At 57.2% G+C, this 19453-nt stretch carries 19 protein-coding genes and 1 pseudogene; 12 read left to right on the top strand and 8 right to left on the bottom strand.

Features of this window, described 5'->3' with window-relative positions; genetic code table 11:
* From FHW04_RS21525 to FHW04_RS21505, 5 genes and pseudogenes are all read left to right on the top strand, one after another.
* Positions 1 to 79 (top strand): IS1 family transposase (locus FHW04_RS21525; protein ID WP_001401901.1); only part of this gene is annotated, 79 nt, incomplete at its 5' end.
* Between the two features lie 19 nt (positions 80 to 98).
* Positions 99 to 221: pseudogene (locus FHW04_RS21520) on the top strand (3',5'-cyclic-AMP phosphodiesterase); the annotation flags it as partial.
* A gap of 3 nt (positions 222 to 224) precedes the next feature.
* Entirely contained in the window at positions 225 to 806 is a 582-nt protein-coding gene (gene yqiA, locus FHW04_RS21515; RefSeq protein WP_031376510.1) for an esterase YqiA, read from the top strand.
* A gap of 49 nt (positions 807 to 855) precedes the next feature.
* A complete protein-coding gene (gene parE / locus FHW04_RS21510) occupies positions 856 to 2751 on the top strand; it encodes a DNA topoisomerase IV subunit B (protein WP_031376511.1) in 1896 nt (631 codons plus the stop codon).
* A gap of 106 nt (positions 2752 to 2857) precedes the next feature.
* Positions 2858 to 3757: a LysR substrate-binding domain-containing protein gene (locus FHW04_RS21505; protein ID WP_069729232.1), complete on the top strand. Its 900-nt coding sequence runs from the start codon at positions 2858 to 2860 to the stop codon at positions 3755 to 3757.
* 299 nt (positions 3758 to 4056) lie between these two features.
* Here the strand turns inward: FHW04_RS21505 and FHW04_RS21500 are convergent, their stop codons facing one another.
* Both FHW04_RS21500 and FHW04_RS21495 read right to left on the bottom strand, forming a co-directional pair.
* On the bottom strand, positions 4057 to 4365 hold the full coding sequence (locus FHW04_RS21500) for a putative quinol monooxygenase (protein ID WP_031376513.1): 309 nt from the start codon (positions 4363 to 4365) through the stop codon (positions 4057 to 4059).
* Between the two features lie 48 nt (positions 4366 to 4413).
* Entirely contained in the window at positions 4414 to 4995 is a 582-nt protein-coding gene (locus FHW04_RS21495; protein WP_031376514.1) for an NAD(P)H-dependent oxidoreductase, read from the bottom strand.
* Between the two features lie 162 nt (positions 4996 to 5157).
* Between FHW04_RS21495 and FHW04_RS21490 the strand changes: the two genes are divergently transcribed.
* From FHW04_RS21490 to ftsP, 4 genes are all read left to right on the top strand, one after another.
* Complete coding sequence (locus tag FHW04_RS21490; protein ID WP_089561955.1) at positions 5158 to 5925, top strand: transporter substrate-binding domain-containing protein; 768 nt, start codon at positions 5158 to 5160, stop codon at positions 5923 to 5925.
* 167 nt (positions 5926 to 6092) lie between these two features.
* Complete coding sequence (gene parC / locus FHW04_RS21485; RefSeq protein WP_031376516.1) at positions 6093 to 8366, top strand: DNA topoisomerase IV subunit A; 2274 nt, start codon at positions 6093 to 6095, stop codon at positions 8364 to 8366.
* A 45-nt stretch (positions 8367 to 8411) separates the two neighbouring features.
* A complete protein-coding gene (locus tag FHW04_RS21480; RefSeq protein ID WP_031376517.1) occupies positions 8412 to 9149 on the top strand; it encodes a 1-acylglycerol-3-phosphate O-acyltransferase in 738 nt (245 codons plus the stop codon).
* 145 nt (positions 9150 to 9294) lie between these two features.
* Positions 9295 to 10725: a cell division protein FtsP gene (ftsP, locus tag FHW04_RS21475; RefSeq protein ID WP_031376518.1), complete on the top strand. Its 1431-nt coding sequence runs from the start codon at positions 9295 to 9297 to the stop codon at positions 10723 to 10725.
* Between the two features lie 102 nt (positions 10726 to 10827).
* On the opposite strand, the gene dkgA is transcribed toward ftsP, so the two are convergent.
* On the bottom strand, positions 10828 to 11655 hold the full coding sequence (dkgA, locus tag FHW04_RS21470) for a 2,5-didehydrogluconate reductase DkgA (protein ID WP_031376519.1): 828 nt from the start codon (positions 11653 to 11655) through the stop codon (positions 10828 to 10830).
* A 204-nt stretch (positions 11656 to 11859) separates the two neighbouring features.
* Between dkgA and FHW04_RS21465 the strand changes: the two genes are divergently transcribed.
* Positions 11860 to 12768, top strand: a complete 909-nt coding sequence (locus FHW04_RS21465) for an AraC family transcriptional regulator (protein WP_031376520.1) — start codon at positions 11860 to 11862, stop codon at positions 12766 to 12768.
* A 31-nt stretch (positions 12769 to 12799) separates the two neighbouring features.
* Here the strand turns inward: FHW04_RS21465 and FHW04_RS21460 are convergent, their stop codons facing one another.
* From FHW04_RS21460 to FHW04_RS21440, 5 genes are all read right to left on the bottom strand, one after another.
* Positions 12800 to 13462: a DedA family protein gene (locus tag FHW04_RS21460; protein ID WP_031376521.1), complete on the bottom strand. Its 663-nt coding sequence runs from the start codon at positions 13460 to 13462 to the stop codon at positions 12800 to 12802.
* Positions 13463 to 13668: 206 nt separating this feature from the next.
* Complete coding sequence (gene metC / locus FHW04_RS21455; RefSeq protein WP_089561953.1) at positions 13669 to 14859, bottom strand: cystathionine beta-lyase; 1191 nt, start codon at positions 14857 to 14859, stop codon at positions 13669 to 13671.
* Between the two features lie 135 nt (positions 14860 to 14994).
* The gene (locus FHW04_RS21450) at positions 14995 to 16281 is read right to left on the bottom strand and encodes a TRAP transporter large permease (RefSeq protein ID WP_031376522.1); all 1287 of its coding nucleotides are present in this window, start codon (positions 16279 to 16281) and stop codon (positions 14995 to 14997) included.
* 13 nt (positions 16282 to 16294) lie between these two features.
* Positions 16295 to 16801, bottom strand: a complete 507-nt coding sequence (locus FHW04_RS21445; protein WP_089561952.1) for a TRAP transporter small permease — start codon at positions 16799 to 16801, stop codon at positions 16295 to 16297.
* A 49-nt stretch (positions 16802 to 16850) separates the two neighbouring features.
* Entirely contained in the window at positions 16851 to 17822 is a 972-nt protein-coding gene (locus FHW04_RS21440) for a TRAP transporter substrate-binding protein (protein WP_046289249.1), read from the bottom strand.
* A gap of 349 nt (positions 17823 to 18171) precedes the next feature.
* Between FHW04_RS21440 and exbB the strand changes: the two genes are divergently transcribed.
* A complete protein-coding gene (gene exbB, locus FHW04_RS21435) occupies positions 18172 to 18894 on the top strand; it encodes a tol-pal system-associated acyl-CoA thioesterase (protein WP_031376524.1) in 723 nt (240 codons plus the stop codon).
* Between the two features lie 6 nt (positions 18895 to 18900).
* Positions 18901 to 19323 (top strand): TonB system transport protein ExbD, encoded by a 423-nt coding sequence (gene exbD / locus FHW04_RS21430; protein ID WP_031376525.1) that lies wholly within the window; start codon positions 18901 to 18903, stop codon positions 19321 to 19323.
* Positions 19324 to 19453: the final 130 nt, after the last annotated feature.

The raw sequence follows: 19453 nt of genomic DNA, 5'->3' as shown, positions 1-19453 counted from the left end.
GTCGCTGTCGTTCTCAAAATCGGTGGAGCTGCATGACAAAGTCATCGGGCATTATCTGAACATAAAACACTATCAATAAGTTGGAGTCATTACCCGCGATTGATACCGTGGCACCGGGCTGGCGCTGGTTTACCCTGCACCCGGACGGCCAGCTTGAAACCGAGGTTAACCGTCTTGATACCGACATCTTCCGCCCCGATTTAGACTCTGAAGGATACTGACCGATGGCGGCGCTGCTTTATCTGCACGGTTTCAACAGCTCACCCCAGTCGGCCAAGGCGACGCAGTTCCGTCAGTGGCTACAGGTAACGCATCCGGCGATCGAGATGATCGTGCCGCAGCTGCCGACCTTTCCGGCGGATGCCGCCGCGATGCTGGAAGAGTTAGTGCTGAGCCGCAGCGGCGAAACTCTGGGTCTGGTTGGCTCTTCTCTCGGCGGGTATTACGCCACCTGGCTGTCGCAATGTTTTATGCTGCCGGCCGTGGTGGTCAATCCTGCGGTACGGCCTTTTGAGTTGCTGGCGGATTACCTCGGCGACAATCAGAATCCCTACACCGGCCAGCAATATGTGTTAGAGTCACGCCACATTTACGATCTGAAAGTAATGCAGATTGAACCGCTGGAAGCGCCCGATTTACTCTGGCTGCTGCAACAAACCGGCGATGAAGTTCTCGATTACCGTCAGGCGCTCGACTATTACAGCGCGTGCCGCCATACGGTTGAAGAGGGCGGAAACCATACATTTACTGGATTCGAGCGCCATTTCCCGCAGATTCTGGACTTTCTCGGTCTGAATCATCCCTGAGTAATGCGGAAATCGCACCCCATTTCACCCTTCTAATCAGACATTTACGATGAGTCAATCAAACTATAACGCGGATGCCATTGAGGTCCTGACTGGCCTTGAGCCTGTTCGCCGTCGCCCGGGAATGTACACCGACACGACGCGGCCCAACCATTTGGGTCAGGAAGTGATTGATAACAGCGTCGATGAGGCGCTGGGCGGCCACGCGAAGCGGGTTGAAGTGATTCTGCACGCCGATCAATCACTGGAAGTTATTGATGATGGTCGCGGCATGCCGGTGGATATTCATCCGGAAGAGGGCGTGCCCGCGGTGGAGCTGATCCTCTGTCGCCTGCACGCCGGCGGCAAGTTCTCCAATAAAAACTATCAGTTCTCGGGCGGCCTGCACGGCGTCGGCATTTCGGTGGTGAACGCCCTGTCAAAACGGGTGGAAGTCACGGTACGCCGTAATGGCGAAGTGTATGACATCGCCTTTGAAAATGGCGAAAAAGTGCAGGAACTGACGGTCACCGGCACGGTGGCGAAGCGCAACACCGGTACCCGCGTACACTTCTGGCCTGATGAAAGTTTCTTCGACAGCCCGCGCTTCTCGGTATCGCGTCTGTCGCACCTGCTGAAAGCCAAAGCGGTGCTCTGTCCGGGCGTCGAAATCGTCTTTAAAGACAAGCTGAATAACACCGAGCAGCGCTGGTGCTACGAAGATGGCCTGACCGACTACCTGTGCGAAGCGGTTAACGGGCTGCCAACGCTGCCGGAAAAACCGTTCGTCGGCAGTTTTGCCGGTGACGTTGAAGCGGTCGACTGGGCGCTGTTATGGCTGCCGGAAGGCGGCGAACTGCTCACCGAAAGCTACGTTAACCTGATCCCGACCATGCAGGGCGGTACCCACGTTAACGGTCTGCGTCAGGGCCTGCTGGATGCGATGCGTGAATTCTGTGAATACCGCAACATCCTGCCGCGCGGCGTAAAACTCTCTGCGGAAGATATCTGGGATCGCTGCGCCTACGTGCTGTCAGTGAAGATGCAGGATCCGCAGTTTGCCGGACAAACCAAAGAGCGCCTCTCTTCACGTCAGTGCGCGGCCTTTGTGTCGGGCGTGGTAAAAGATGCCTTCAGCCTGTGGCTCAACCAGAACGTACAGGCGGCTGAGCAACTGGCCGAACTGGCAATCTCCAGCGCCCAGCGTCGCCTGCGTGCGGCGAAGAAAGTGGTGCGTAAAAAGCTCACCAGCGGCCCGGCGTTGCCTGGCAAACTGGCGGACTGTACCGCGCAGGATCTGAATAAGACCGAACTGTTCCTGGTCGAAGGGGATTCAGCCGGTGGATCGGCTAAGCAGGCGCGCGATCGTGAATATCAGGCGATCATGCCGTTGAAAGGCAAGATCCTTAACACCTGGGAAGTCTCTTCGGATGAGGTGCTGGCCTCGCAGGAAGTGCACGATATTTCCGTGGCGATCGGTATCGATCCCGACAGCGAAGATCTTTCGCAGCTGCGCTACGGCAAAGTCTGCATTCTGGCGGATGCGGACTCCGATGGTCTGCATATCGCGACCTTACTCTGCGCGCTGTTTGTGAAGCATTTCCGTTCGCTGGTTAAAGGCGGCCACGTCTATGTGGCGATGCCACCGCTCTACCGCATCGATCTGGGCAAAGAGGTTTACTACGCGCTGGATGAAGATGAGAAAGAGGGCGTGCTGGAGCAGCTGAAGCGTAAAAAGGGCAAACCTAACGTTCAGCGCTTTAAAGGGCTGGGTGAGATGAACCCGCTGCAGCTGCGCGAAACCACCCTTGATCCTAATACCCGTCGGCTGGTGCAGCTGACCATCAGTGATGAAGACGTGGACCAGACGTTACGCATGATGGACATGCTGCTGGCGAAAAAACGTTCCGAAGACCGGCGAAACTGGTTGCAGGAAAAAGGCGACATGGCCGACATCGAAGTATAAAAAACAGGACGCGCCAGCGTCCTGTTTTACAGGTTGCGCACGTCAAAAATGACCGCCGGGCCATAAGTCGCCCGGGCTGGTCCACACAGCAGAGACAGCAGCGATTGTGAAAATTACACTGGAAGAGTTACGCGCCTGGGTTGCCGTGGTGGATAGCGGATCGATTACCGCCGCGGCCGACCAGCTGGCGCAGACCAGTTCAGGCATCAGTCGCGCCTTAAGCCGGCTGGAGAGCAAACTGCAGACTACCCTGCTGCATCGCACCACCCGCCGGCTGGCACTGACAGAGGAAGGGCAGGTGTTTCTGGAGCATGCGCGTCAGATTCTGGCGTCGGTAGAGCAGGCGGAAGAGCAGATTGCCCAGCGTCGTGAAATGCCTTCAGGGCGATTACGGGTCAATGCCGCGACCCCGTTTATGCTGCACGTGATTGTGCCGCTGGTGGATGCGTTCCGCGCGCAATATCCGCTGATTCAGCTGGAACTCAATACCGACGATATCCTGATCGATCTGCTGGAGCAGCAAACCGACGTCGCCATTCGCATTGGTGAACTGCGCGATTCTACGCTGCGGGCGCGGATGCTGGGCAGCAGTGCCATTCGTCTGATGGCCAGCCCGGCCTATCTGGCGAAAGCCGGCACGCCGCAAACCGTCGCCGATCTTGAACAGCATCAGATCATCGGTTTCAGCCATCTTGATAATCACAACGTCTGGCCGGTCTGGCAGCCCGACGGCGAGTTTATGCGGATCAAGCCGACGCTCTCCGCCTCCAGTGGTGAAACCATCCGGCAACTGGCGCTGGCCGGGCAGGGCATTGCGCGCCTCTCCGACTTTGTCAGCCGGGAAGATTGCGCCGCTGGACGGCTGGTACCGGTATTGCCCGATGAAACCCGCGAACTGCGGCTGCCGGTTCACGCGGTCTACTATCGCAACACCACGCTCTCCTCACGTATTGGCTGCTTTCTCGATTTTCTTCGCACCGAGATCGACCGTCGCCAGCTGCTGTGAGCTTTGATGACATAATAAAAAACCCCTGCCACGGGGCAGAGGTTGGAGGATGCTGACAATATCTGGCTGGATTGGCTGTGGGAGGGTGCATGCGCAGGGAACAGGGTCAGATCGGAAAGGCGCAACAACTACCATCTATGGCACGTTCGTCCCGCGCCGTCTCCGGCGCGGGACGCTTCCTCTTCTGACCTTATTTCCTGCGCGTTGAGCTAATTTATCGCTGCGAGAGGCACCCTGCTTCAGGCTTATCACCAGACTCTGCCCCGGTTACAGAACAGAGGGCAGGGCTTCAGCGATCATCAGGCGCTGGGTTCCAGCACCAGAATTTTCACATCCAGCACATCATCTTTAATGATGGCGCGATGCGCATCCATGTGCGGCATCTGCTGATGCTGCTCCAGATGACGCAGCGTTTCCCACTGTTCCAGCATAAAAATGGAGTCCGGCGAGTTCTGTTTCCACGGCACCTGTGCCTGATGGTCCAGCAGCGCATCATACTGGTGGCATCCCTCTTCCTGCAGCACGGTCGGGATCAGCGCTTTTACGGCCTCAAGCACCGCCTGACGGCGGCCGGGTTTTACACAAATTTCAGCAACGACTGTTAACATTCGCGGATTCCTCTTTCGCGGGGGAGTGAAGCTTAACGGCAGCCTGGCTTAGCCAAAAACGCGCGTCAGGTGGGCACGATAGGCCGCAATGTCACGCGGCACGTCAGGCTGCTTGATCACGTCATTACAGATAAAGGTCGGCAGGGCTTCCATACCCAGGAACTGGTTGGCTTTATGGAAGTGCAGGTAAAGCCCATCCACGCCGACGCCTTCAAAGAACTGCTCCGGATCGGTAAAGGCCTGCAGCGGCGCGTTCCAGGTCAGTGACAGCATATATTTTTTGCCCTGCAGCAGACCGCCGGAACCATATTTTTTGGCGGCGTCAGAGCGGGTGCGACCATCACTGGCGTACAGCGAACCGTGACCTTCGGTAAAGACTTCATCAATGTAGCGCTTAACGGTCCAGGGTTCACCCATCCACCAGCCTGGCATCTGATAAATGACCACATCGCTGTCGACATATTTTTGTACTTCGTCAGCCACCACGTAGTCGCTGTCCGCCACGGTGACAGAGACTTCGTGGCCCATATCGCGCAGCTGGCTGGCGGCGACGTCGGTCAGGGTGTGGTTCAGTTCGCCTTTCGAGTGGGCAAACGTTTTGCCGCCGTCGATAATTAAGATCTTACTCATTCGAATATGTGCTCCGTTTTCTGTGTATGACGCTCAGCTTACGCGCGAAGCGGCGACAGAGAAATGGGAGGCTGATCACAACACTTTTGCTGTAGCGGCAACAATACGCCGATTTATGGCACCATTCAGTACGTAAACCAACCTGCCAAAGAAAACACAATAATGAAAAAAACCGTCATCCTTGCTTTGTTGCTGGCCACCGGTGCCGCTCAGGCACAGTCGCGTCTGGATAGTGTTCTCAGCAGTAAAGTGCTGAAAGTCTGTACCACCGGTGACTACAAGCCTTACAGCTTTCTGCGTCCCGACGGCCAGTATGAAGGGCTGGATATCAGCATGGCGAAGGCGCTGGCCGCCTCACTGGGCGCGAAAGTAGAATGGGTTGCCACCAGCTGGAAAACCCTGATGCCCGATTTTCTGGCGAAGCAGTGTGATATCGCGCTGGGTGGCGTATCCGTTACCCTGAAGCGGCAGCAGACCGCCTGGTTCGCTCAGCCGCTGGGCGTAGACGGCAAAATCCCGCTGGTGCGCTGTGCCGATAAAGACCGCTATCAGACGCTGGAGCAGCTCAATCGCCCGCAGGTCCGTCTGGTGGAGCCGGCGGGCGGCACTAACGAAGCCTTCATTCACAGCCATCTGCCGCAGGCCTCGCTAACCCTGTTCCACGATAACGTCACCATCTTCCAGCAACTGGTCGATAACCACGCCGATGTGATGATTACCGATGCCTCTGAGGCGCGCTATCAGCAGCAGCGCTTCCCGACGCTGTGTGCGATCAATGCCGATCGGCCGCTACAATATGGTGAAAAGGCCTACATGATCCCGCGCGATGACATCAGCTGGAAACTCTATGTCGATCAGTGGTTACACCTCAGCACCGCCACCGGTGAGTACCGTGAGATCGCCCGGCAGTGGATAGGTGCACAGCCGTAATGCAATCCGCCTGATCTTCGCGCTGCTGACGGCGTAATCAGCGCCAGCTGACCGCCCGTCACCGCGCGCTTCCCCTGTGACTAACACCGGCGAATAAGGTACTATCCTCGCCAAACCACCGCCGGGTGTCCCGCCGTTGTGGGCCACGATGTGAGGATGAGAAATTAATGAGTGAACTGACGCAGGATGGTGCAGAGCGTCTTGCCCTGCACACATTTACTGAGAATGCGTACTTAAACTATTCGATGTACGTCATCATGGACCGCGCGTTGCCCTACATTGGTGACGGGTTAAAGCCGGTACAGCGACGCATTATCTACGCAATGTCCGAACTGGGCCTCACCGCCAGCGCCAAATTTAAAAAATCGGCGCGTACCGTGGGTGACGTGCTGGGTAAATACCATCCGCACGGCGACAGCGCCTGCTATGAAGCGATGGTATTAATGGCGCAGCCGTTCTCTTATCGCTATCCGCTGGTGGATGGACAGGGTAACTGGGGTGCACCGGACGATCCTAAGTCCTTCGCCGCGATGCGTTACACCGAATCACGCCTGTCAAAATATGCTGAACTGCTGCTGGGTGAGTTGGGTCAGGGAACGGTCGATTACCAGCCGAACTTTGATGGCACCCTGCAGGAGCCGAAGATGCTGCCGGCGCGGTTGCCGAACATTCTGCTGAACGGCACCACCGGTATCGCGGTCGGTATGGCGACCGATATTCCACCGCATAACCTGCGTGAAGTGGCGCAGGCGGCGATCACCCTGATCGACCATCCCAAAACCACGCTGGATGCGCTGCTGGATATCGTGCAGGGCCCGGATTATCCGACCGAGGCGGAGATCATTACGCCACGCGACGAGATCCGCAAAATCTATCAGAACGGGCGTGGCTCTATTCGCCAGCGCGCGGTATGGAAGAAGGAAGAGGGCGAAGTGGTGATCACCGCGCTGCCGCATCAGGTGTCAGGTGCGCGGGTTCTGGAACAGATCGCCAACCAGATGCGCAACAAAAAGTTGCCGATGGTCGAGGATCTGCGTGACGAATCGGATCATGAGAATCCGACCCGTCTGGTGATCGTGCCACGCTCTAACCGGGTCGATCTGGATCAGGTGATGAACCACCTGTTCGCCACCACCGATCTGGAAAAAAGCTACCGGGTTAACCTCAACATGATTGGCCTGGACAACCGTCCGGCGGTTAAAAACCTGCACGAAATCCTGTCGGAATGGCTGGTGTTCCGCCGTGATACGGTAAAACGTCGCCTTAATCACCGGCTCGACCGCGTGCTGCGTCGTCTGCATATCCTCGACGGTTTGCTGGTGGCCTTCCTCAATATTGATGAAGTGATCCACATCATCCGTACCGAAGATGAGCCGAAGCCGGTACTGATGTCACGTTTTGAGCTGAGTGAAACCCAGGCCGAATCGATCCTCGAACTGAAGTTACGCCACCTGGCGAAGCTGGAAGAGGTGAAGATCCGCGCTGAGCAGGCCGAGCTGGAGAAAGAACGCGATCAGCTGCAGGCAACGCTGGCTTCTGAACGCAAGATGAACACCCTGCTGAAGAAAGAGTTACAGGCCGACAGCGCCAGCTATGGTGACGAGCGCCGTTCTCCGCTGCGCGAACGTGAAGAAGCGAAAGCGCTGAGCGAAACCGAGCTGATTCCGTCTGAGCCGGTGACCATTGTGCTGTCGCAGATGGGCTGGGTACGCAGCGCCAAAGGGCATGATATCGATCCTGCCGGGCTGAGCTATAAAGCGGGCGACAGTTATCTGGCGGCCGCACGCGGTAAGAGCAACCAGCCGGTGGCCTTTATCGACTCCACCGGCCGCAGCTACACGCTGGATCCGACCTCGCTGCCGTCGGCACGCGGGCAGGGCGAGCCGCTGACCGGTAAGCTGACGCCGCCGCCGGGTGCGGTGGTTGAGCAGGTGCTGATGGAGCCGGATGAACAGCGATTACTGATGGCCTCTGATGCGGGCTATGGCTTTATCTGCACCTTTGCCGATCTGGTCTCCCGTAACCGCGCCGGTAAAGCGCTGCTGACGCTGCCGGAAAACGCCCATGTGATGACGCCGATGGCGGTGCATCATGAAGATGACATGCTGCTGGCGATTACGCAGGCGGGACGGATGCTGATGTTCCCGGTAGGCGAACTGCCGCAAATGTCGAAAGGCAAAGGCAACAAGATTATCTCGATCCCCGCCGCTGAAGCTGCCGCCGGTCAGGATAAACTGGCGTGGCTGATGATTCTGCCGCCAGGCAGCGCCATCACCCTGCATGTTGGCAAGCGTAAGATGCTGCTGCGCAGTGAAGAGCTGCAGAAATTCCGCGCCGACCGTGGACGCCGTGGCACACTGCTGCCGCGCGGCCTGCAAAAAATTGATCGTGTTGAACTGGATGCCCCTGCGCGTCCGGCCAGCCCGGACAGCGACGCGTAAACTACCCGGCTGACGCTGTGTCAGCCGTGGCTCAATGAGGGAACTATGTTACTGATACTGCGTACCATTATCGTGGTAATTTATTCGATATTAGTCTCTGTGTTTGGCTGTATCTGGTGTCTTTTTTCACCGCGCAATCCGCGCCACGTCGCCACTTTTGGTCGTCTGTTCGGTAAATTGTCGACGGTATTAGGCCTTAAAGTAGAACTGCGCCGTCCGGAAGGCGCTGACAACTACGGCAATGCGATCTATATCGCTAACCACCAGAACAACTATGACATGGTGACCGCCGCCAAAATCGTGCAGCCAACCACGGTGACGGTCGGCAAAAAGAGCCTGTTGTGGGTACCGTTTTTTGGTCTGCTCTACTGGCTGACCGGCAATCTGCTGATCGACCGGGATAACCGGGCTAAAGCGCACGGCACGATTGGCCAGCTGGTCGATCAGTTTAACCGTAAGCGCATCTCGTTCTGGATGTTTCCGGAAGGCACCCGCAGTCGCGGCCGCGGTTTACTGCCGTTTAAAACCGGTGCGTTCCATGCTGCGGTTGCGGCTGGCGTTCCGATCATCCCGATTGTGGTGTCCAATACCCACGGTAAGATCAAACTGAACCGCTGGAACAATGGGCTGGTCATCGTTGAGATGCTGCCACCGGTTGACGTTAAACAATTCGAGTCCTCCTCGGTGCGTAAGCTGGCAACCCATTGCCGTGAAATGATGGCGGCGAAGCTGGAAGAGCTCAACGCCGAAGTCGAAGAACGCGAAAAAAACGGTAAAATCTGACCGGCGATCGCTTCGCCGAATTCGCCTGCAGGGATGCCGTCCGGCGAGCGGTGATTAACCGCTCGCCGTGAACGCAGCACAGCACATAACAGCAATAAAAACAGGGTTGGCGCGTCAGCGCCACGCGTAAAAGGTCAGAAGTTTTATGTCTTTCAGCAGACGTCAGTTTATCCAGCTTTCTGCTGGAGTGGCGCTTAGCGCCGGTGTTATGCCTCATACGGCCCGTGCCGCGTCCGCCGCCAATGGTGATACGCCACTTCCGATTCCGCCCTTGCTGGAATCCCGTCGCGGTCAGCCGCTGTTTTTGACCATGCAGCGCAGCCACTGGTCATTCAATGGCGACAACAACAAAGTGCCGGTGTGGGGCATCAATGGCCTCTATCTCGGCCCGACGGTGCGCGTCTACAGCGGCGACGATGTGAAGCTGATCTACAGCAATCGCCTCAATGAGCCGGTTTCAATGACCGTCAGCGGCCTGCAGTTACCGGGCGCGCTGATGGGCGGCGCACCGCGCATGATGTCAGCCGGCGTCGACTGGGCGCCGGTCCTGCCGATTCGTCAGGCCGCCTCGACCTGCTGGTATCACGCCAATACGCCAAACCGCATGGCGCCGCATATCTACAACGGGCTGGCGGGCATGTGGCTGATTGAAGATGAGGTCAGCAAGCAGTTGCCGCTGCCAAAACATTACGGCGTCGATGACTTCCCGATCATCATTCAGGACAAGCGGCTCGATAACTTCGCTACCCCGGTTTACGATCCACCGCAGGATGGCGGCTTTCTCGGTGATACGCTGCTGGTCAATGGCGTGCGTAACCCGTTTGTTGAGGTCTCGCGTGGCTGGGTGCGTCTGCGTCTGCTGAACGCCTCAAATGCGCGACGTTATGAGATGGTGCTGAGCGATAACCGGCCGTTTATGGTGATAGCCAGCGATCAGGGCTATCTGCCTGCGCCGGTTGCGGTGCAGCGTCTGTCACTGGCGCCGGGCGAACGACGCGAAGTGCTGATCGATATGTCGCAGGGCGATGAAGTGTCGATTACTGCGGGTACCGCGGCGGGCATTATGGATCGGCTGCGCGGCTTCTTTGAGCCATCCTCCATCCTGACCTCCACCCTGATCCTGACCTTACGACCCACCGGCCTGCTGCCGCTGGTCACCGATAATCTGCCGATGCGGCTGCTGGCCGATCAGATTCTGGATGGGGTGGCGGTACGCACGCGTGAATTCCGCATCGGCGACAGTATGCCGGGCATCAACGGGGCGATCTGGGATATGAACCGTATTGATACCACCGCGCAGCAGGGCACCTTTGAGCGCTGGATCGTGCATGCCGATCGGCCCCAGGCGCTGCATATTCAGGGCGTGATGTTCCTGATTAAGAGCGTCAATGGCGCACAGCCGATGGGCGAGGATCGTGGCTGGAAAGATACGGTGTGGGTCGACGGTGATGTGGAACTGATGGTCAGCTTCCCGCAGAGTTCGTCAGACCATTTCCCGTTTGTCTATTACAGCCAGACGCTGGAACTGGCCGACCGCGGAACTGCCGGTCAACTGGTGGTGCAGCCGACGCAGTAAGCCGTACGGCGTAACGAAAAAGGGCAACGTGACGTTGCCCTTTTTTTTAGTGCGACAACAGCAATGAACCGCGTCACGCCGCGCCGTAAACGGTATTACCGCTTAGCCGTTAAAGGTTTCCGGATCCGGCCCCAGACGGTTGCCGCTATCCAGCTTAGTGATGTCGCTGACTTCATGCTTATCCAGCCGGAAATCAAACACCTTAAAGTTCTCTTCGATACGCGCCGGCGTCACTGACTTCGGAATCACCACCAGGCCGCTATCCAGATGCCAGCGAATGACGATCTGCGCCGGGGTTTTGCCATATTTCTTGGCCAGCGATTTAATCACCTCCTGATCAAACACGCCTTTACCGCCCTGTGCCAGCGGGCTCCAGGATTCGGTCTGAATCTGGTGCATCGCATTCCAGGCATGCAGCGTGCGCTGCTGCAGCATCGGATGCAGCTCAATCTGGTTAACCACCGGCGTCACGCCGGTTTCATCCAGCAGCCGCTTAAGGTGGGATTCATGGAAGTTACAGACGCCAATACTTTTGGTCAGCCCCTGCTGCTGCAGCTCAATCATCTTCTTCCAGGCGTCAACGTAGTGATCCTTTTCCGGGCATGGCCAGTGCATCAGATAGAGGTCAACCTGCTCCAGCTGCAGTTTCTGCAGGCTGGTTTCCATCGCCTGCTGAACGTTCTGCTGATCGTCATTCCACAGCTTGGTGGTGACGAAAATCTCGTCGCGCGGCACGTCGGTTTCCTGCAGCGCCTGACCAATCGCTTCCTCATTCTTATATGCGGCGGCGGTATCAATCGAGCGATAGCCGACCTGTAAGGCTTTCAGTACCGCCTGACGCGCTTCTTCAATACTGGCCTGCCACACGCCCAGTCCCAGTTGCGGCATCATGTTGCCATCGTGCAGTTTGATAATGGGTTGGTCTGCCATAGTTGCTCCTTTCCGTTGCAGTTAACCAGTGAGATTTCACTGTGCTTAAGTCTAGCCAACAATTCACACCCTGCCTGTCGGGCTGAACGAGGGCGACGGCATGGCCATGCCCGATCCGGCAAACTTCTTGCCTGATTCTCCAATTTGCTGGCGGTTCAGGCAGTGTCACGGCACACTGAATTTTTGTCCTGATAAGGAGTCTGGATGGCACATGATGCTCTGTGTCACCGCCTGGCGCAGCAGGTTGTGACCTTAATGACCCACGGCCGCGATCGCCTCTATCCGGTCAGTAATGTTTCGCTGATTTATGCCAATCAGTATCGTCCGCGCACGCCGATGATGTATCAGCCCGGCATTGTGATCCTGTTTCAGGGCAGCAAAACCGGCTATCTCGGCAGTACGGTATTCCAGTACGACGCCAGCAAGTACCTGATGCTCACGGTGCCGCTGCCGGTTGAGTGTGAAACCTGGGCCTCGCCGGAGGTGCCGATCGCCGGTTTGTGTCTGAATGTCGATACCGCCAGCCTGCAGGATCTGCTGATTGAGATTGGTGACGATGAACAGTTTCAGCCACAGCCGCTGACTTCCGGCATCCACTCGGCGTGGCTGACCGAACCGATGCTGTGTGCGGCGGAACGCCTGCTGGATGTGATGACGCAGCCGCGCGATGCCCGGGTACTGGGGCCGCATATTGTGCGTGAGATAATCTATTACGTGCTGACCGGCCCGATTGGTGGCGCGCTGCTGTCGCTGGTGAGTCGCCAGACCCAGTTCAGTCAGATTGCCCGTGCGCTGCGGCGTATTGAAAACCACTTCGCCGATAATCTCAGCGTCGACGCGCTGGCGGCGGAGGTGAACATGAGCGTCTCCGCGTTTCACCACAACTTTAAGGCAGTGACCCAGACTTCCCCGCTGCAATATCTCAAACGCTACCGCCTGCATCAGGCGCGGCTGCTGATGCTGCATGATGGATTGAAAGCGAGTGCGGCGGCGGTGCGGGTTGGCTATGAAAGCCCGTCGCAGTTTTCGCGCGAGTTTAAGCGCTATTTTGGCGTCACGCCGGGCGAGGAAGTGAGTCGGGTACGTCAGACGGTGGCGGACCCTTCCGCCTGACAGGCGGCGGGTCCTCACCAGAGAGGGAACGTCAGGCCTGTTTCTGGCGACGTTTCTTCCAGATCACGATAATGCTGCCGAACAGGCCGAGAAACAGTAATACCATCGGCAGCACCATCAGAATCGCCATCACCTGATCTTCATGACGCTTGATGAACGGTACCTGGCTGATGCCATAGCCAAACGCCACCACGATGCCGACCCATAAGACGCCGCTCAGCCAGTTAAACAGCTGGAAGCGGCCATTCTGTAAGCCCGCAATGCCAGCCATGGTCGGCAGAATAGTGCGGATGAAGGCGAGAAAACGACCCACCAGCAGCGCCATCAGGCCATGGCGGTTAAACATATTCCAGGCGCGCTGATGGTATTGCGCGGGCAGGTGCATCAGCCAGCTTTTGACCAGCCGGGTATTGCCCAGCCAGCGCCCCTGCAGATAACTCAGCCAGCAGCCGAGACTGGCGGCGGTGGTAAGGATCACCATCGTCGGAATGAAATCCATCACCCCTTTGGCGACCATGGCACCCGCCAGCAGCAGCAGACTGTCGCCCGGCAGAAAAGAGGCCGGCAACAGTCCGTTTTCCAGAAACAGCGTCAGGAACATTACGCCGTACACCACCCACACTACATCCGGATTCGCCAGCGCGGCAAAATCCTGATGCCAGAGCGCGTGGACAATCTCGTGTAAAACACCCATTAGCTATTCCATCACGTCACAAGGAAAACCCGCCTGTCAGGCTGCCGCGACGGAAAAGTGCTGAACCTGCTTATTCTGCGGAAGCTCAGCGCTTCACCTTCGGCCTGCCGCCTGAACGGTCCGGGACAAATTTTAACAATAATCTTGCCGCCGCCTGGCAATCTCTGCTGGCGGCGGCCACCGCGTTTATCTTCTGTTTAGCTTACTCAGCGCGTCAGGCGCGCAAAACCCGCCTCAAGGTCGTTGAGCAGATCCTCAACATGTTCAAGGCCAATATGCAGTCGTACCAGCGTGCCCGTGAAATCGACCCCACCGGCCGGCCGAATCGCCGCCAGCTCCTCCGGCTGATTCGCCAGGATCAGCGATTCATAACCGCCCCACGAGTAGGCCATGCTGAAATGATGGAAGTGATCGAGATATTCCGCCAGTTGCGCTGGGCTAAGTTTCTGTTTCAGGATAAAGGAGAACAGCCCGCTGCTGCCGTTGAAGTCACGCTGCCAGAAGGCGTGGCCCTTACTTTGCGCCAGCGCCGGATGGTTAACCCGTTCGACTTCAGGACGCGCCGCCAGCCACTCCGCCACCTGAAGCGCGCTCTCTTCGTGCTGACGCAGTCGGGTGCCAAGCGTGCGCAAACCCCGGCTCGCCATATAGGCGGTATCCGCATCAACCATCTGGCCCATCAGATAGGAGTTCTCACGCAGCTGATCGATGCAGCGCGCATTGGCGACGGCGGTACCGATCATCGCGTCGCTGTGCCCAATCAGATATTTGGTGCCGGCCTGAATTGAGATATCGATTCCATGTGCCAGGGCATTAAACAGAATCCCGGCGGCCCAGGTGTTATCGATCATGATGATCGCGTCGGGTGCTTTGGCGCGAACCGCCGCAACGATGGCCGGAATATCCTGCACTTCCATAGTGATTGAGGCGGGCGACTCCAGAAACACCACCCGGGTGTTGGGCTGAACCAGCGCACCAATTTCGCTGCCAATGCAGTGATCGAACCAGCCGATCGAGACCTGCATCTTTTGCAGAATTTTATGGCAGAAGTCCTGTGTCGGCTCATAGACCGCGCCGCTCATCAATACGTGATCGCCAGCGCTGACAAACGCCAGAATCGCGTTAGCGACCGCAGCCGCGCCGCACGGGTAGAGCACACAGCCCGCGCCGCCTTCCAGCTCGGTCATGGCGTCCTGCAGGGCAAAGTGGGTCAGGGTGCCGCGGCGGCCATAAAACAGTTCGCCTTTTGCCCGACCGGCGGTGGCGCGTTTTTTGTCCGCAACCGTGTCAAAAACCAGCGAGGAGGCACGCTGAATCACGCTGTTTACCGAGCCCTGAGTATAACGCTTGCTGCGTCCTGCACTGACGAGTGTGGTATCAATTTTTTTGGTGGTCATGAGTCGCCTTTGCCGCTTCTGCCTAAGCCTTCACGTTATCACGAAACGGCCAGCAGGGTTGAGACTCAATGGCGATTATCAGAGTGCGTCGCAGGATAAAAATCGGGCCCGCTAACGGACCCGATTTGGTTGACGCTACATCACGCCCATCAGGCGCGGTAACCAGAGGGAGATGGCCGGAATATAGGTAATCAGCATCAGCACAATAAACAGCATGCCGTAAAACGGCAGCATCGCGCTGACCACCTGCTCGATTTTCTGCTTGCTGACCGCACTGGCGACAAACAGTACCGTACCAACCGGCGGGGTGATCAGGCCGATCCCGAGGTTGGTCAGCATGATCATGCCGAAGTGAACCGGATCGATGCCCAGTGTCGTCGCGACCGGCAGCAGCACCGGCGTGAGGATCAGAATCAGCGGTGCCATATCCATCAGCGTACCGACCACCAGCAACAGAATGTTGATGCACATCAGAATCACATACTTGTTGTCCGACAGGCTGGTAAACGCTTCAGTGATCAGGGTCGGCAATTGCATAAAGGTCATCACCGCGCCAAACCCGGCGGCGAAGGCGATCAGCACCATCACGATGGTGACGGTTTTAATGGTGCGGAACAGCAGGATATGCAGCTGGTTCCATTTAAAGTCACGATAGATAAACATCGTTACGAAGAAGGCCCAGATACAGGCAATCGCCGCAGACTCCGACGCGGTGAAAATACCGGACAGAATCCCGCCCATAATGATCACCACGGTGAACAGGCCCCAGAACGCATCAAAGAAGATCTTCAGCGCCTGACGAAATGGGATCCGCTCGCCTTTCGGGTAGCCGCGTTTACGGGCAAAACCGAGGCACATTATCATCAGACAGCCACCCAGCATCAGGCCAGGTAAGATACCGGCGACAAACAGCGAAGAGATGGTGACCAGCCCGCCGGTGGCCAGCGAGTAGATTACTGAGTTATGACTGGGCGGGGTTAATACCGCCTGCACCGAACCGCTGGCGGTAACGGCGGCGGCGAAGTCACGCGGATAGCCTTTCTCTTCCATCTGCGGAATCATCACCGAGCCGATCGAGGCGGTATCGGCCACCGATGAGCCGGAAATCGCGCCGAAGAAGGTTGAGGCGACGATATTCACCAGCGACAGGCCGCCGCGGATGAAGCCGACAAAGATGTAGGCGAAATTGACCAGCCGTCGGGCGATGCCGCCTTCAGCCATGATCGCCCCGGCGAGAATGAAGAACGGAATGGTCAACAGCGAGAATTTGTTAATGCCGTTGGTAATCTGAATCACCACCGCTTCCAGCGGCAGATCGATCCACCAGGCGCCGATAAAGGCGCTCAGGCCGACCGCAAACGCCACCGGAAAACCCACCAGCAGCAACGCCAGCAAACTGCCTAATAAAATCAATGCGTCCATCTTCTGCTCCGGATTAGTGGGTGCCGCCCAGCGTGACAATCGGCCGCTGGCTTTGATCGCCGGTCAGCAATCGCTCAACAACAAACAGCAGGGTAAAGAGCGCGCCAATCGGGATCGGCAGATACATCTCGCCATAGGTAACGGCGGGTAGCGAAGCCAGCGACTGCACCCACATCGCTTCACACAGGCTGTAGCTGGCCTGAAAGATTACCAGGCAGGTAATAATCATCAGCAGATCGCAGACCCGCAGCAGCAGACGCTGCAGGGCAGGTGACAGCCGATCGGTCATCATTGAGACGCAGATATGGGTCCCGGCGCGTAAGCCGACCGGCGCGCCGATAAAGGTAAAAATGATCATGCAGATAATGGCGACCGGTTCCGGCCAGGAGAGCGCCCCGTTCATCACGTAGTGGGCAAAAATCCCAATCGGGATCACCGTTACCATGATCATCAGCGCCACGGCGGCAACCAGCATGCACAGCAGATAGAGCCCATCCATCAGACGCGTATAAGCAGCCATAATTGATACCTGATTAAGCACGCCACACGGCAATGTGGCGCGGGAAGGGTTATTTCACGTCAGCGATCCGGGTCATCAGATCCTGATATTTGCCGCCAAACTGATCGCGCACCGGCTGGGTGGCTTTGACGAAATAGTCGCGGTCAGTTTGCTGGAAGGTGACGCCGCCGGCTTTCATCTTCGCGATCGACTGTTCGGTATAGGTTGCCCACAGCTGACGCTCTTCATCCTGCGCCTCTTTACCGAGTTTCTTCAGCAGTGCCTGATCGTCAGGCTTGAGACGATCCCAGGCGCGTTTCGAGAACAGAATCATCTCTGGCTGAATGAAGTGGCCGCTCAGGGTGTAGTACTTCGCGACTGGCATATAGTTATGGGCGACAAAGGTCGGTGGGTTATTCTCGGTGCCGTCAACCACGCCGGTCTGCATGGCGCTGAACACTTCGCTGACGCCCATCGCCACCGGGTTGGCACCCATCGCTTTCAGCGTGGCCAGGGAGATGGCGCTGTTCTGTACCCGGATCTTCATGCCTTTCAGATCTTCGGGCTTCGCCAGCGGTTTTTTGGTGATCATGTTGCGTTCACCGGCGTCGGTCCAGCCGAGAAACACCATCCGGGCGTTGGGATCTTTATCGAATTTGTCGGCAATCTCTTTGCCGATTTCGCCATCCAGTACTTTGTGCATATGGTCGACGTCGCGGAAAACATAGGGCAGCGTCAATACGCTGGTTTCCGGCGCAATGCTGGTGACCGGTGCCAGCGATACGCGGATCATATCGATTGCGCCCAGCTGCACCTGCTGCAGGGTCTGATCTTCATCGCCCAACACGCCGCCGGCATAAAGCTTCATCTCCAGCCGTCCATCAGTTGCCTGCTTCAGTTTGTCGCCCATGTGTTGCAAAGCCACCACGGTGGGGTAGCCAGCCGGCTGCACTTCTGCCACTTTAATCACCTGTGCCGAGGCGGTGGCGCTCACCATCATTGCCGCCAGGGCACATGCCAGGCGTGTTTGGGTCATTCTCATTATGTTGTCTCCAGCAGAAGAAGGGCGGCGCTCAGGAATCCGGCGTGTGTAGCAAGGGGCCGCGTGCAGCCAGCATAGTGAAAACTGCCGCCGGAGAAATGCGCCGATGCTGATTGAATGAGATCACATTTTGAAACGTTGTTTTAATAAATTTTCATGCAACATCACATTTTCGAAACGAACCTGCAACCTCTGGTGATATTGACGGCGTGGCAGGGCACAGCGAGTGCCAGAGTTTGTAAATACTAATGAGAACGACTATCAATTCGCCGTTATTTTGCTATTATTCGCGCTTGTCTCGCATCCCTGTAGATGAAGTTGGAGAAGCAGCGTGGTAGCCAGTGATTTGATGCAAACGGACCTCTCCGTTTGGGGCATGTATCAACATGCCGATATCGTGGTAAAGGTGGTCATGATTGGCCTGTTATTGGCCTCAGTCGTGACCTGGGCGATCTTCTTTGGCAAATATGCCGAACTGAGCGCCGCTAAACGTCGCCTGAAGCGTGAGCAACTGGCGCTGGGTGAAGCCCGCAATCTGAATGACGCCGCCCGCATTGCCCGGGAGTTCACCGCACACAGTCACAGCAGCGTGCTGCTGAATGACGCGCAGAACGAACTTGAACTCTCCGCTGGCGTTGAAGACACCAACGGCATTAAAGATCGTACCAGCTTCCGCCTTGAGCGCCGCGTTGCCGCCTTTAGCCGCCATGCCGGCCGGGGCAACGGCTTCCTGGCGACCATCGGATCGGTCGCGCCGTTTATCGGTCTGTTCGGCACCGTGTGGGGCATCATGAACAGCTTCATCGGCATCGCCAAAACCCAGACCACCAATCTCGCTGTCGTTGCACCGGGTATCGCGGAAGCGCTGCTGGCAACGGCAATTGGCCTGGTGGCCGCAATTCCGGCGGTGGTGATCTATAACGTCTTTGCCCGCATGATCGCTAACTACAAAGCCTCGCTCGGTGATGTGGCGGCGCAGGTGCTGCTGTTGCAGAGCCGTGATATTGACCTGGGAAACGTCGCCACTGACGTTCCGCGTCCTGCGGCGACCCAGAAACTGCGCTTAGGGTAAGCTGTTATGGCCATGCGATTAAACGACGACCTGGAAACAGATGGCGAAATGCATGAGATCAACGTGACGCCGTTTATCGACGTGATGTTGGTTCTGCTGATCATCTTCATGGTGGCGGCGCCGCTGGCAACTGTCGACGTGCGCGTTAATCTGCCTGCTTCCACCAGCGCCCCGCAGCCGCGTCCGGAAAAACCGGTTTACCTGTCGATCAAGGCCGATAAACAGCTTTATGTCGGTAACGATCAGGTGACGCCGGAATCGCTGGTCAGCGTGCTGACCGGTCAGACCGGCGGCAACAAAGAGACCACCATTTTCTTCCAGGCGGACAAGTCGGTGGATTACGAAACGCTGATGAGCGTGATGGATCAACTGCGTACCGCAGGCTATCTGAAAATTGGTCTGATGGGCATGGAAACCGTGAAGAAATAGCGGGTTAACCGGCACAAAGAGAAGGCGGCTGATTCAGCCGCCTTTTTTATTGCCTCAGCCAGACCAGACGAAATCAGGCGAACCGGCTGTTACACCGATCGGTTATGCTGGTGAAACAGTCATGTTAATT

The organism is Pantoea sp. AN62 (genome assembly GCF_050432985.1).
Classification (GTDB): Bacteria; Pseudomonadota; Gammaproteobacteria; order Enterobacterales; family Enterobacteriaceae; genus Pantoea; species Pantoea brenneri.
Note: the sequence above shows the minus strand (reverse complement) of the source record. Positions and strands in the feature narration are given on the sequence as shown.